Origin of the sequence: Streptomyces sp. NPDC127106 (genome assembly GCF_042677605.1) — a bacterium.
GTDB lineage: Bacteria > Actinomycetota > Actinomycetes > Streptomycetales > Streptomycetaceae > Streptomyces.
In genome coordinates this window covers 46,292-60,961 of record NZ_JBHXTC010000041.1, presented here as the reverse complement: position 1 = coordinate 60,961, position 14,670 = coordinate 46,292, and the positions used below count along the sequence as shown (strand labels likewise).

Sequence of the window (14,670 nt, the reverse complement as noted above, 5' to 3'; positions counted from 1 at the left end):
CCGCGGGGAGTCCGGTCATGACACTGCGGGCCGGTGGGGGCTGGTCGCGCAGTTCCCCGCGCCCCTACCGGGCGCGGCCGGTCAGGTCGGTCAGGACGTCGGCGACGACCGGGGCCGGGTCGGCGGCGGGGTGGAAGTGGTCGCCGGGGAAGGTCCGGTGGGCGGTGCCGGCGGTGGTCGCCAGCCGCCACCCGGCCGCCTCGGCCCCGGTCAGCTCGGGATCCTCCAGACCCCGGTGGGTCGTCACCGGGGCCCGGAGGACCGCGCCGGGCGCGGACCGGTAGGTCTCGGCCAGGCGGTAGTCGGCCCGGGCGGTGCGCAGCACCAGCTCGCGCAGGTCCGGGTGTTCGAGCACTTCGGGCGGTACCCCGCCGAGGCGGTCCAGTTCGGCCAGTACGGCCCGGTCGTCGCCGAGGTGGACGGCGCCGGGGCGCACCAGGTGGGGCGCGGGCATCCCGGAGGCGGTCAGCCGGACCGCGGTGTGCCCGCGGGCCTCCAGCCGGCGCGCGGTCTCGAACGCGACGAGGGCGCCCAGACTGTGCCCGTAGAGGGCGAACGGCCGGTCCAGCAGCGGCAGCGCGGCCTCGCAGGCCCGGTCGGCGAGCAGGGCGAGGTCGTCGACCAGCGGTTCGAGGAGGCGGTCGGCGTGCCCGGGGTACTCGACCGCGTGCAGCTCCACCTGTTCGGGCAGCAGGGCGTGCCACTGGCGGAACGCGGCGGAGGATCCGCCGCCGTGCGGGAAGCACAGCAGCCGGATGCGGGCGGCCGGTCGGGGGCTCAGGCAGCGGAACCAGGTGCGGGTGGACTCCGTGCTCATGCCGGGACCGCCTCCCACTCCAGGGACGCCACCGCGTCCAGGATCCGGTCCACGCCCGGCAGGTAGTGGCGCTCCAGCAGCGGCGCCGGGTACGGCACGTCGAATCCGGTGACCCGGCGCACCGGCGCCTCCAGGTGGTAGAAGCAGCGTTCGGTGATCCGGGCGGCGATCTCGGCGCCCGGGCCGGCGAACCCGTGTGCCTCGTGCACGACGACGGCGCGGCCGGTGCGGCGCACGCTGGCGCACACCGTCGCGTCGTCGAGCGGCATCAGGGTCCGCAGGTCGATGACCTCGAGGTCCCAGCCGAGCTCCGCGCCGGCCTCGGCGGCCTCCAGCGCGGTGCTGACGGCCGGACCGTACGCGACGAGCGTGGCGTGGGTACCGCGGCGCCTGACGACGGCCGAGCCGAGCGGGCCGGTGTCGACCGGCAGCCCGATGGGCTCCTTGCGCCAGTACAGCCGCTTGGGTTCGAGGAAGACCACCGGGTCGGGGGAGGCCACCGAGCGGCGCAGCAGCGAGTACGCGTCGGCGGCGGTCGCCGGGGTGACGACGGTCAGGCCGGGGGTGGCCATGTAGTAGATCTCGGAGGAGTCGCTGTGGTGCTCGACCGCACCGATGCCGCCGCCGTAGGGGATGCGGATGGTCAGGGGCAGGCCGATCGCGCCGCGGGTGCGGTTGCGGAGTTTGGCGACGTGGCTGACGAGCTGTTCGAAGGCGGGGTAGGCGAAGGCGTCGAACTGCATCTCGACGATCGGGCGGTAGCCGTACATGGCCATGCCGACGGCGGTGCCCAGGATGGCGGACTCGGCGAGCGGGGTGTCGAAGCAGCGCTCGTCGCCGAATTCGGCGGCCAGCCCGTCGGTGATCCGGAAGACGCCGCCGAGGGCGCCCACGTCCTCGCCGAACAGGATGGTCTTCGGGTCGTCGCGCAGGGCGTCGCGCAGGGCCGTGTTGAGTGCCCTGGCCATGGTGGTCTCGGACATCAGGCCCCCTGCTCGGCCGCGGCCAGTTCGGCCGCCAGCTGCTCCGACTGCTCGCGCAGGTGGGGCGGGAGGTGGTGGTAGACGTGCCGGAACAGCTGCATCGGGTCCCCCGTCGGCGGCTCGGCGAAGCGGGTGCTCAGTTCGGCGGCGAAGGCGTCGGCGGCCGCGGCGATACCGTCGGCGGCGGCGCGGTCGAGCACCCCGGCGGCCAGCAGGTCCCGTTCGAGGCGGTCGACCGGGTCCTGCGCGACCCAGGCGTCGGCCTCCCCGGCGGGTCGGTACCGGGTGTCGTCGTCGGCGTTGGTGTGCGCGTCGATCCGGTAGGTGACCGCCTCGACCAGGGTGGGGCCGTGGCCGGCCCGGGCCCGTTCGGCGGCGTCGTGGACCGCCCGGTACACCTGGAGGACGTCGTTTCCGTCGATCCGTACGCCCGGCATGCCGTAGCCGGCGGCCTTGTCCGCCAGGGTGCGGGCCGCGGTCTGCTTGGCGAGCGGGACGCTGATCGCGTACTGGTTGTTCTGGACGAGGAAGACGACCGGGGCGCGGCGGACGGCGGCGTAGTTGAGGGCCTCGTGGAAGTCGCCCTCGCTGGTGGCGCCGTCGCCGATGTAGGCGAGCGCCACGACCGGGTCGCCGGCCATCCGGGCGGCGTCGGCCAGCCCGGCGGCGTGCAGGCACTGGGTGGCGAGGGGGGTGCACTGCGGGGCGGTGCGCTCGGCCGCCGGGTCGTAGCCGCAGTGCTGGTCGCCCCGGAAGAGGGTGAGCACCTGCACCGGGTCGATCCCGCGGGTGAGCAGCGCGACGCTCTCCCGGTAGGTGGGGAACAGCCAGTCGGTGGGGCGGACGGCGAGCGCCGAGCCCACCTGGCACGCCTCCTGGCCGCGGGAGGAGGGGTAGACGGCGAGCCGACCCTGCCGGCTGAAGGCGGTGGCCTGCCGGTTGAAGGCGCGGCCGACGACCATGGCCCGGTACATGAGGAGTTGCCGGGCGGGCGGCACCTCGGTGGCGGCCGGATCGGCGGGGGCCGCGGCGGCGGGGGCCGCTTCGAGTACGGTCACCCCTGGCCACCCCCGCTGCGGGCGCGGCGGCTGATCCAGGTCCGCTCCAGGTTGGCGATCAGATCCGGGCTGTACAGCCGGTGGGACTGCTCCAGGGCGTAGGCGGCCATGTAGCGGCGGAAGAGGTCCAGCGGCTCCTCCCCCAGGGCCATCATCCGCCGGTTGGCGGCGACGGCGGGATTGTCGAGGTGCTGGGCGGCCCGCTCGACCGCGGCGTCCATGGCGTCGGCGGGGGCGGTCTCGTCGACCAGCAGCGCCGCGTCCGGGTCGCCGGCGCGCAGCCGGTGGCCCCACAGGACGATGCGGCGGGCGGGGCGACTTCCGGTCAGCGCGGTGAGCCGCAGGTTGGCGACGCCGGGGACGAGCCCCTCCTCCATCGCCGGGAGGCTGAACCACGAGTCGTCGGCGGCGACCACCCGGTCGAGGGTGGGCAGGATCTGCATGCCGCCGCCGATGGCGAAGGAGTCGACGGCGCCCACCCACGGCTTGTCGGCCTGCGGCCACCAGCGCTCGCCGCCCGCCTCCTCGTCCAGGCACAGGCCGCGGGCGAACTTGGCAATGTAGCCCATCTCGCGGCGCAGGAAGAATCCGAGGAGGGAGATCTCGCCGTGGTAGAGGTGGGTGAGGTTGATGCCGGCGCTGAACACCCGTCGGCCGCGGTAGGCGGGGTGCGACATCGCGGCGCCGCGCAGGACGCCGACGTGGCTCGCCTCGTCGAGCAGCACCAGGTCGGTGCCGGTCTCCAGGGCGGCGACGGCGTCGTCGTCCTCGGCGTTGAGGTACGCGTCGTTGTACAGCTCCAGGTGGGCGATGCCGTCGCGGCGGGTGACGGTGGCGAGCTTCAGGTCGGCCCGGCCGGTGCGGCGGTACTCGGGGAGCGCGGCGAGCGCCTCCGGGGTGGGCCGGAGCATGGAGCACAGCAGGTGGGAGCCGGCCCGGGGGGAGTCGAGGACGGCGTGGAAGAAGATGCCGAGGTCGACCTCCCAGCCTTCCTTGTCGCGCTGGGCGAGCCGGGCGTCGGCGGCCAGCAGGTCGCGGCCGGGCACCAGTCCGGGGTAGCGGACGGCCGCCAGCTCGGCGAGCCGGTCCAGGCGGGGGTGGCGGGTGTGGCCGTCGGTCAGCTCGGTGTAGACGTGCTCGGCGTGCCGGGCCAGGAAGCGCCGGCGCAGGGTGCGGGCGCGCCGGTGGAGGGTCTCGGCGGTGTGCTGCTGCTGCTCGGTCCGCTCGGGCCGGGGCGGCAGTTCGGTGATGCGGCTGGTGAGCGTGCGCAGCAGGCCGGTGGTCGTGTCGCGGTCGGCGGCGAAGTCGCCGGTCAGGGCGGGGTCGTCGGCGGAGGCCGGCTGCGGGCCGACGGTCGGGCCGTGTGCGGGGCCGGCGATGAGGGTGGAAGGCAAGGGTGTCTCCGATCGGGTGGGCGGGGCTGGTCTCATCGGGGCGTTGCGGCCGTCCGCCGGGGCGGCCGGGCGGCCAGGATGCGGCCGATCACGGCGAGGGCGTCGGGTCGGGCGAGTCCGGCGTGGTCGGTGTCCAGGCGGTGCTCCTCGATGACGCCGCCGATGTGCGGCCGCCACAGGTCGGCCGTCAGCGTCGGGTCGGTGCGGTCGCGGGTGGCGGCGAAGAACTCCAGGTCGCCGCCGAAGCGGCCGGGTACGAAGCCCTCCAGGAGGCGGGTGTTGTTGACGAAGACCTCGACCATCCGGGAGACGGCGTCCTCGTCGAGGCCGGCGAGGGCGCTGCCGGACTCGCGCAGCCGGGCCATGACCTCCGGCCGGCTGAGCGGGCCGTCGCCGAGTGCGGCCCGGTCCACCTGGGCGGCGTTCAGCAGGATGGCCATCACCTCCTCTTCGCCGACCTGGTGTTCGCCGGAGCCGTACGAGCCGGGGTAGCCGTCGAGGACGGCGAGCAGGGTCACCTCGGCGCCCTCGGCCTCCAGCCGCGACGCCACGGCGTGCGCGAGGAGCCCGCCGAAGGACCAGCCGAGCAGCTGGTACGGGCCGTTCGGGGCGGTCTTGCGGATCTGCTCCGCGTAGTCCCGTGCCATCTCGTCCAGGGTGGGCGGAAGCGGTTCGTCCCGGGCCAGTCCCCTGGCCTGGACGGCGTACACCGGCTGGTCGCGGTCGAGGTGGCGCAGCAGGCCGGAGTAGGTCCAGCCGAACCCGCCGGCGGGGTGCAGGCAGAACAGCGGCGGCCGGGTGCCCTCGGCCCGCAGGGGGAGGATGACGCCCAGCGGGTCGGCCGCGTGCTGCGGGCCGTCGGTCCGGGCGGCGAGCGCCGCCACGGTCGGGGCTTCGAACAGGGTGCGTACGGTCAGCTCGGTGCCGAGGACGGTGTTGATGCGGCCCATGAGCCGGGTCGCCAGCATGGAGTGGCCGCCCAGTTCGAAGAAGCCGTCGTCGATGCCGACCCGGTCCAGGCCGAGGACCTCCGCGAAGAGGGCGCACAGCAGTTCCTCGCGGGGGTCGCGGGGCAGCCGCCCGGTGCCGGGGCCGGCCCACTGCGGTTCGGGCAGTGCGTCGCGGTCGAGCTTCCCGTTGGGGGTGAGCGGGAGCGTGTCCAGCACCACGAACGCGGACGGGACCATGTAGTCGGGCAGGCCGGCCTCCAGGTCGGCGCGCAGCCGGGCCGGGTCCGGCGCGGCGGCCGGGTCGGCGGGCAGCACGTAGGCGACGAGGGCGGTGCTGCCGGAGCGGTCGGCGCGGGCGACGACGGCGGCCCGGGCGACCTCCGGGTCCAGCGCCAGGGCGCTCTCCACCTCGCCCGGTTCGATCCGGAAGCCGCGGATCTTCACCTGGTCGTCGGAGCGGCCGAGGAACTCGATCACGCCGTCGGCGGTGCGGCGCGCCAGGTCGCCGGTGCGGTACATCCGGGAGCCCGGGTCGTCGAAGCGGTCGGCGAACGGGTCGGCGACGAACCGCTCCGCGGTGCGTCCGGGCTGTGCCCAGTAGCCGCGGGCGAGGCCGGCGCCGGCGATGTACAGCTCGCCGGGGACGCCGGGCGGCACGGGCTGGAGCCGGGCGTCCAGCACGTAGGCGCGGGTGTCGTCGAGCGGGCGGCCGATCGGCACGAGGTCCGGGACCTGGCCGGCGTCGGTGAACCGGTGCCAGGTGCAGCCGAGGGTGGTCTCGGTGGGGCCGTAGAGGACCTTGACCACGGTGCCCGGGCAGTGTTGCAGGACGCGGCGCACCGCGGTCGGCGGTACGACGTCGCCGCCGGTCCACACCTGGGGCACGCCGGCGAAGGCGTCCGGGGCCTCGTCGGCGACGACCCCGAAGAGGCCGGCCGTCAGGAGCAGGGCGGTGACGCCCTCGGCGGCCACGACCCGGCGCAGTACGGCCGCGTCCAGGTTGCCGGGCGGGGCGACGACGATCCGGCCGCCGGACAGCAGGGGGCTCCACAGTTCGTAGGTGGAGATGTCGAACGCGTACGGGGAGTGCATCAGGACCCGCGCGTCCGGGCCGGGCTCCCAGCAGCTGTCCAGCGCGAGGTCGACGGCGTCGCGGTGGGTGATGCCGATGCCCTTGGGGAGGCCGGTGGAGCCGGAGGTGAACATCACGTAGGCGAGCTGGTCGGGTGCGGCCGCGACGCCGGGGTCGTGGCCGGGCCAGGCACCGGCGGCGTCCGCGGCGTCCGTGGGCTCGGCGGTGTCCGCGGTGTCCGCGTCGACGACCAGGCCGCGGGTGCCCGGTTCGGGCAGGCGGTCCAGCGAGGCGCGGTCGGTGAGCAGCAGCGGGGCGCCGGTCTGGGCGATCACCTGGCGCATCCGCTCGGCGGGGTGTCCGGTGTGCAGGGGGACGTAGACGCCGCCGGCCTTGAGCACCGCCAGGGTGGAGACCACCAGGTCGGCGGAGCGTTCCTGGAGGACGGCCACCGGGGTCTCCGGGCGGACGCCCTCGGCGATCAGCCGGTGGGCGAGCCGGTTGGCCCGGGTGTCGAGCTCGCGGTACGTCAGCCGCTCGGGGCCGGCGGCCACGGCGACGGCGTCCGGGGTGCGGGCGGCCTGCTCGGCGAACAGGCCGGTCAGCGAGGCCGCGGCCCGTCCCGGCCGGTGGGCGGTGGCGTTCCAGCCGGTCACGGCGCGCTCGTGCTCCGCCGCGTCGAGGATCGGCAGCAGGGCGATCGGCCGGTCCGGTTCGGCCGCCGCGTGCGCCAGCAGCCGCACCAGGCGGTCGGCGAGCGCCTCGGCTGTGGCCGGGTCGAACAGGTCGGTGCGGTACTCCAGCATGGCGTCGATGCCGCCGGGGGTGCCGTCCTCGGCGTGCCGCTCGACCAGGTTGAAGGTGAGGTCGAACTTGGCGGCGCCGAGGCCGACCATCTCGGGGCGGACGGTCACGCCGGGGAGCGACAGGCCGCCCTCCGGGGTGTTCTGGAGCGCCAGGAGGACCTGGAACAGGGGGTGGTGGGCGAGCGACCGCTCCGGGCGGACGGCCTCCACCAGCCGTTCGAACGGCAGGTCCTGGTGCGCATAGGCGGCCAGGGCCGTCTCGCGGGCGCGGCCGAGGAGGTCGCGGAAGGTCGGGTCGCCGGAGGTGTCGGTGCGCAGCACCAAGGTGTTGATGAACAGTCCGACGAGGTCGTCGAGTGCGTCGTCGGTGCGGCCGGCGACCGGGGTGCCGATCGGGATGTCGGTGCCGGCGCCCACGCGGGTGAGCAGGGCGGCGAGGCCGGCCTGGAGCACCATGAACAGGCTCGCGCCGTTCTCGCGGGCCAGCGCGAGCAGGTCCCGGTGGAGGTCGGCGGGGAGCGTCCGCAGGATGGCCTCGCCGCAGGTGCCGGCGACGGCCGGGCGGGGCCGGTCGGCGGGCAGGTCGAGCTGCTCCGGCAGGCCGGCCAGGGCCTGCTGCCAGTGGGTGCGCTGGCGGTGGAGCAGGCTGTCCGGGGCGTCCTCCTCGCCGAGCAGCTCCCGCTGCCACAGCGTGTAGTCCGCGTACTGGAGGGCGAGCGGCTCCCAGTCGGGGGCGCCGCCGTCCTGGCGCGCGGCGTAGGCGCGGGTCAGGTCGCGGCCCAGCGGGGCGAGGGACCAGCCGTCGCCGGCGATGTGGTGCAGCAGCAGGAGCAGGACGTGCTCGTCCGGTGCGAGGTTGAACAGGGTGGCGCGCAGCGGCAGTTCACGGGTGAGGTCGAAGCCGTACCGTGCTGCGGCGGCGAGGTCGTCGGGCAGGTCCTGCGGGGTGGTGGCCCGCACCGCGAAGGCGGGGCGGGCGTCGTTCCCGGTGAGCACCTGCTGGTAGGGGGTGCCGTCGTGCTCGGGGAAGACGGTGCGCAGGCTTTCGTGCCGGGCGGTGACGTCGGCGAGGGCGGCCTCGAGGGCGGTCGCGTCCAGCGGGCCGGTCAGTCGGACCGCGACCGGCAGGTTGTAGCTGGGGTCGGGGCCGCCGAGCCGGTTGAGGAACCAGAGCCGGTTCTGTCCGAAGGAGAGCGGGACGTGCTCGGGGCGCTCGACGGCGTGCGGGGCGGGGCGCCGGCCGTGATCGTCCCGCTGGAGGGCGTCGGCGAGGGCGGCGACGGTGGGTGCCTCGAACAGGTCGCGGACCGCGATCTCGGCACCGAGGACGGTCCGGATCCGGCTGGTCAACCGCGTCGCCAGCAGCGAGTGCCCGCCCAGGTCGAAGAAGTCCTCGTGGATGCCGACCTTCGCCAGCCCCAGCACCTCGGCGAACAACGACGCCAGGATCTCCTGCTGCGGCGTGCGCGGCACACCCGCACCCTCCACCACCCGGCCCGGCGCCGGCAGCGCCGCCCGGTCCAACTTCCCGTTCGGCGTCAACGGCAACGCGTCCAACACCACGAACGACGACGGCACCATGAACGCCGGCAACACCCGACCCAGCGCCTCACGCAGCACACCCGGATCCGGCACCACACCCGGCACCGCGACCAGATACGCCACCAGCCGCCGCTCCCCCGGCCGGTCCTCCCGCGCCAGCACCGCCGCCCGGGCCACCCCCGGCTGCGCCGCCAGCACGCTCTCCACCTCACCCGGCTCGATCCGGAACCCCCGGATCTTCACCTGGTGGTCCGCACGCCCCGCGAACTCCAGCACACCCGACGCGTTCCACCGCGCCAGGTCACCCGTGCGGTACATCCGCGTACCCGCCGCACCGAACGGGTCGGCCACGAACCGCTCCGCCGTCAACCCCGGCCGGTTCAGATAGCCACGCGCGACACCCGCACCCGCCAGGTACAGCTCGCCCACCACACCCGGCGGCACCGGACGCAGGAACCCGTCCAGCACGTACAACCGCGCATTGTCCACCGGACCACCGATCGGCACCGGCTCCGGCCACTCCCCCGGATCAGCCGGGAGGGTGTGGGTGGTGACGGCGTGGGTCTCGGCGGGTCCGTAAACGTTGTGCATCCGGCGACCGGGGAGCGTCCGGTACAGCGCGCGGACCTGCTCGCCGGCGGTGAGGGCCTCGCCGCCCTGGAGGACGTCGGTGAGGTCGGGCAGGGAGCTGCCGCGCCGTGCGGCGGCGTCGGCGAGCGCCTCGACGACCAGGTTGGGTGCGAACAGCTCGTTGACCCGGTGCTCTTCCAGCCAGGCGGCGAGCGCGTCGGCGTCGCGGCGGACGGTGTCCGTCGGAACGACCAGGGTCTTGCCCATGACGAGCGGCGAGAGGATCTCCTGGACGGAGAAGTCGAAGCCGATCGCGGTGTACTGGGCGGTGCGCACCCCGCGCCCGCCGGGGAAGCGGGCGGCGTGCCAGGTGAGCAGGTTGGCCAGGCCCGCGTGGGGCATGACGACGGCCTTGGGGCGGCCGGTGGAGCCGGAGGTGTAGATGACGTACGCCGGGTGGGCCGGGGCCAGCGGCGCCGTCCGCTCGGCGTCGGTCAGGTCGTTCTCCGCCGGGTCGCCGTCGGACGGGTCGCCGTCGGACGGCTCGGTGCCGGCGGCGGGGTCGAGGCGGTCCAGCCCGTCGGGCAGGCCGTCGCAGGCTCCGGGCACGGTGATCACGCACACGGGCTGCGCGTCACCGAGCATCTGCGCGATGCGTGCGGCCGGGTACTCGGTGTCCACCGGCAGGTAGGCGGCGCCGGTCTTGAGCACGGCGAGCAGCGCCACGATCAGGTCGACGGAGCGGGGCAGGGCCAGGGCGACGATCTGCTCCGGTCCGGCGCCGCGGGCCACGAGCCGGCGGGCCAGCCGGTTGGCGCGGGCGTTCAGCTCGGCGTAGGTCAGCTGAGCACCCTCGTGCACCAGTGCCACATCATCCGGCGTATGCGCCACCTGACGTTCGAGCAGCGCCGGTACGCACTCATCGCTGGTCACTCCGTTCGTCGTGTTCCAGTCCGTCAGCAGGCGGTGCCGCTCGGCCGGGTCGAGGATCTCGATGCCGCTCAGGGGGCGGTCCGGGTCGGCGGTGATCTGCTCCAGCAGGTGCAGCAGGCGCCGGGTGACGGCTTCGGCGGTGCTCCGCTCGAAGAGGTCGGTGCTGAATTCGAGGGCCGCGTCGATGCCGGCGGGCCCGCCGTCGGCTCCGCGGTGCTCGACCATGCTCAGGTGCAGGTCGAACTTGGCGATGCCGACGCCGACCGGCGCCGGGGTCGCGCGCAGTCCGGGCAGGTCGAGGTGTGCCTCGCCGTCGCTGAGGAAGGCCAGCATCACCTGGAACAGCGGGTGGCGGGCCAGCGAGCGCTCCGGGCGCAGCCGTTCGACCAGCTTCTCGAAGGGCAGGTCCTGGTGCGCGTAGGCGGCCAGGTCGCTCTCCCGGACCCGTTCGACGAGTTCGCGGAAGGTCGGGTCGCCGGAGGTGTCGGTGCGCAGTACCAGGGTGTTGACGAAGAACCCGACCAGGTCGTCCAGGGCCTCGTCGGTGCGGCCGGCGATCGGGCTGCCGATCGGGATGTCGGTGCCCGCGCCGTGCTTGGTGAGCAGCTCGGCGAAGGCGGCCTGGAGCACCATGAACAGGCTGGCGCGGGTGTCGGCGGCGAGGGCCAGCAGCCGCCGGTGCAGGGCGGTCGGCACGGTGAACGGCACCTGGTCGCCGCGGTAGCTGATCACGGCCGGGCGGGGGCGGTCCAGCGGGAGTTCCAGCATCTCCGGCAGACCGGCCAGTGCGGTGGTCCAGTGGTCGAGCTGGCGGGCGTACCGGCTGTCGGGGTCGTGCTCGTCGCCGAGCAGGTCGCGCTGCCAGAGGGTGTAGTCCGCGTACTGGACGGGCAGTGGCGCGTCGTCCGGGGCGCGGCCCTCGACGCGGGCCGCGTAGGCGGTGGACAGGTCGCGGGCGAGCGGCCGCCACGACCACCCGTCACCGGCGATGTGGTGCAGCACCAGCAGCAGGACGTGCTCGTCCGGTGACAGCCGGAACAGGGTCGCGTGCAGCGGGAGTTCGGCGGCCAGGTCGAAGCCGAGGGCAGCCTCGGCGGCCATCAGCGCGTCCAGGTCGGCCGTGGTGGTGTCCACGGTGCGCAGGGCGGGGCGGGCCCGGTCCGGCGGGAGGATCCGCTGGTGCGGTACGCCGTCGGTCTCCGGGTAGAGGGTGCGCAGCGTCTCGTGGCGGGCCGTCACGTCGGCGAGTGCGTCGGCCAGCGCGCCGGCGTGCAGTGCGCCGGTGAGTCGCAGGCTCATGGGGATGTTGTAGGTCGCCCCGGGGCCCTCCAGGCGGTGCAGGAACCACAGCCGGTACTGGGCGAAGGACAGCGGCAGCGGGCCGGTCCGCTCCAGCGGGCGCAGGGGCGGGCGGACGCCCTGGGCATTGCCGAGCACGGTGGCGAGGGCGGCGACGGTCGGCGCCTCGAACAGGTCGCGTACGGCCAGTTCGGTGCCGAGGACGGCGCGGATCCGGCTGAGCAGCCGGGTGGCGAGCAGCGAGTGGCCGCCGAGGGCGAAGAAGTCCCGGTCGACGCCGACCTTCGGCAGGCCGAGGACCTCGGCGAACAGGGTGCTGAGGATCTCCTCGCGCTGGTTGCGCGGGGCCTGGCCGGTGGCGTCGGCGTCCCAGTCGGGGGCGGGCAGCGCGGCGCGGTCGAGCTTGCCGTTGGGGGTGAGCGGCAGGTCGTCGAGGACGACGAACGCGGCGGGGACCATGTGGGCGGGCAGTACCCGCTCGGCGTGGGCCCGGACCTCGGCGGCCAGTTCGCCACCGCTGTGGACCCGGCCGGGGTCGTTGGCCAGGGTGGCGAGCGGGGTGCCGGCCGGGGCGGACGGACGGTACGGCTCGGCGCCGTCGACCGCCTCCGGCAGCGCGAACACCACGTCGAGGGCCCCGTCGCGGCCGGCGGACCAGGTGACGGCGGTGTGGTAGCCGAGCCGTTCGCCGAGGGCGTGGAAGTCCTCGGGGTCGGGCAGGCCGGCGGGCGCCGGCTCGTCCAGCCGGGCGAGGGCGGCGGCCGCGCCCTCGTCGTCGTGCTGGAGCGCCCTGCGGGCGTGGTTCTCCTGGGCCAGACGGAGGTTGGGGACGGCGCTGATGCGCAGGCGCGCGGGCCGGCGCTGCTCCAGCAGCGCGGCGAGCGCGTCCGGGCCGGTGCGGTCGGCGTCCCAGGCGAGCGTCTCCTCCGTGCCCGCGGGGACGGCGGCGGCGCCGGTGCGGAGCACCACGTCGTAGCGGTGGCGGCTCATCTCGTTGTGGTGGCGGCCGCGGCGGACCTCCAGTCCGACGCCGGTGACGGCGGGCGCGGCCGCCGCGAACACGGTGAAGAAGTCGGGGTCGAGGAGCAGTTCCGGCTCGCCGGCGGTGCTCTGGGCGACGGCCCGGCGGACGGCGCCGTCGTCGGCGAAGGCGCCGGCCCGGCGCAGTTCGACGGCGGTGCGGAAGGTGTCGAGCAGCCGGTGGTTGCGGACGTCGCCGACGTAGACGGAGCCGCCAGGGGCGAGGAGGTCCAGGACGCCGGTGAGGACGTCCGCCAGGTAGTCGGCGTTGGGGAAGTACTGCACGACGGAGTTGAGCACGACGGTGTCGAAGAACCCGTGGGGCAGGCCGTCGAGGACGTGTGCGGGCTGGGCCCGCAGCTCGACCTTCCCGGCGAGCTCGGGTCGGCGGTCGACCTGGCCGCGCAGGCGGGCCACCACGGCCGGGGAGATGTCGGTGCCCCAGTACGCCTCGCACGCGCCGGCCAGCGGGGCGAGGATCAGGCCCGAGCCGCAGCCGATCTCCAGGATCCGGCGCGGGCGCAGGGCGCGGATGCGCTCCACGCTGGCGCTGCGCCAGTCGGCCATCTCCTCGGCGGGGATGGCGGTGTTGGTGTAGCTGCTGTTCCAGCCGGCGAAGTCGTCGCCGAAGGTGCCGGTCAGCTCGCCGTAGTGCTCGTCGTAGGTTTCCTGCCAGCTGTCGAGCTGGCTCTGCTCGCGGCCCGGGTCGCGGCCGTCGGTCGGGGCGCCGCCCTCCTCGGCGGGGACCAGGTAGGCGACCAGGCGGCGGTCGTCCTCGTGGCGGGCGGCGATGACGGCGGCGCGGTCGACCGCCGGGTGGGCGGCGAGTGCGGCCTCGACCTCGCCGGGCTCGATCCGGAAGCCGCGGATCTTCACCTGGTGGTCGGTGCGGCCGGCGAACTCCAGCTCGCCGTCGGTGCGCCAGCGCGCCAGGTCGCCGGTGCGGTACATGCGGGTGCCGGGCACGCCGAACGGGTCGGCGACGAACCGCTCCGCGGTGAGGCCCGGCCGGTTCAGGTAGCCGCGGGCCAGGCCGCCGCCGGCCAGGTACAGCTCGCCGACCACGCCGGGCGGCACCGGCTGGAGCAGCTCGTCGAGGACGTAGACGCGGGCGTTGGGGACGGGCCGGCCGATCGGCGGTACGACGGCGCCGGCGAGCGGGGCGCTGATGGTGGCGCACACCGCGGCTTCGGTGGGCCCGTAGGCGTTGGTCATGCGGCGGCTGGCGGACCAGCGTCCGACCTGGTCGGGCGAGGTCGCCTCGCCGGCCACGACGAGGTCCGCGCCGGGCGGCAGGGCGTCGTCGGCGAGGACCGCCAGGGCGGTCGGCGGGAGGGTGAGGAAGGTGGTGCCGGTCCGGGCGAGCAGCTCGGCGAGGGCGGGGCCGGGCTGGAGCTGCTCGGCCGGTGCGACCACCAGGGCGGCGCCGGACAGCAGGGCGAGGGTGATCTCCCACAGGGCCGCGTCGAAGCTGATCGAGGCGAACTGCAGGACCCTGCTGCCGGGGCCGAGGCCGAACTCCTCGATGAGCGGTACGAGGACGGACGCCACGCTGCGGTGCGGCACGGGCACGCCCTTGGGCCGGCCGGTGGAGCCGGAGGTGTAGATGACGTAGGCGGGGTGCAGCGGGTGCAGCGGTGCGGTGCGCTCGGCGTCGGTGAGGTCCACGCCGGGGACGCCGTCCAGGCTCACCCGGTCGACCAGCAGGTGCGGTACGCCGTCGGGCAGGCCGGCCGCGACCGAGGTGTCGGTGAGGACGAGCGCGGGGGCGCCGTCCTGGAGCAGGTAGGCGATCCGCTCGGCCGGGTAGCCGGGGTCGACGGGGAGGTAGGCGGCGCCGGTCTTCAGCACGGCGAGGACGGAGACGATCAGGTCGGCGGAGCGGGGCAGCGACAGGGCCACCACCTGCTCCGGGCCGATGCCCCGCGCGACCAGCAGCCGGGCCAGCCGGTTGGCCCTGGTGTTCAGCTCGGCGTAGCCGGTCTGCGCGCCCTCGCAGACGAGGGCGACGGCGTCGGGGTGTTCGGCGGCGCGGGCCTGGAACAGCTCCGGCCAGGTGGCGTCCGCGCCGGGGCGGGAGGTGGCGTTCCAGGTGTGGAGCACCCGGTGGCGTGGGGGGGGGGGGGGGGGGCCCCCCCCGCCCCCCCGGGGGGGGGGGGGGGGGGCGGCCCCCGGGGCCCCCCGGGCCCGCCGGGCCCCCCCGCGCGCCCCCCCGGCGGGGAGGCA

The 14,670-nt window shown here is 75.4% G+C and carries 5 protein-coding genes; all 5 read right to left on the bottom strand.

Annotated features, from left to right (window positions below; genetic code table 11):
- Window positions 1-64: 64 nt before the first annotated feature.
- From ACFVGY_RS27660 to ACFVGY_RS27640, 5 genes are read right to left on the bottom strand one after another with little or no spacing between them, the layout of a single operon-like run.
- Window positions 65-817, bottom strand: a complete 753-nt coding sequence (locus ACFVGY_RS27660) for a thioesterase II family protein (RefSeq protein ID WP_385681867.1) — start codon at window positions 815-817, stop codon at window positions 65-67.
- Entirely contained in the window at window positions 814-1,800 is a 987-nt protein-coding gene (locus ACFVGY_RS27655; RefSeq protein ID WP_385681865.1) for an alpha-ketoacid dehydrogenase subunit beta, read from the bottom strand. Before ACFVGY_RS27655 ends, ACFVGY_RS27660 begins: the two co-directional genes overlap by 4 nt.
- Window positions 1,800-2,858: a thiamine pyrophosphate-dependent enzyme gene (locus ACFVGY_RS27650; RefSeq protein WP_385681863.1), complete on the bottom strand. Its 1,059-nt coding sequence runs from the start codon at window positions 2,856-2,858 to the stop codon at window positions 1,800-1,802. Before ACFVGY_RS27650 ends, ACFVGY_RS27655 begins: the two co-directional genes overlap by 1 nt.
- Window positions 2,855-4,252, bottom strand: a complete 1,398-nt coding sequence (locus tag ACFVGY_RS27645; RefSeq protein ID WP_385681861.1) for an enoyl-CoA hydratase/isomerase family protein — start codon at window positions 4,250-4,252, stop codon at window positions 2,855-2,857. Before ACFVGY_RS27645 ends, ACFVGY_RS27650 begins: the two co-directional genes overlap by 4 nt.
- A gap of 32 nt (window positions 4,253-4,284) precedes the next feature.
- Window positions 4,285-14,547 (bottom strand): amino acid adenylation domain-containing protein, encoded by a 10,263-nt coding sequence (locus ACFVGY_RS27640; RefSeq protein ID WP_385681859.1) that lies wholly within the window; start codon window positions 14,545-14,547, stop codon window positions 4,285-4,287.
- Window positions 14,548-14,670: the final 123 nt, after the last annotated feature.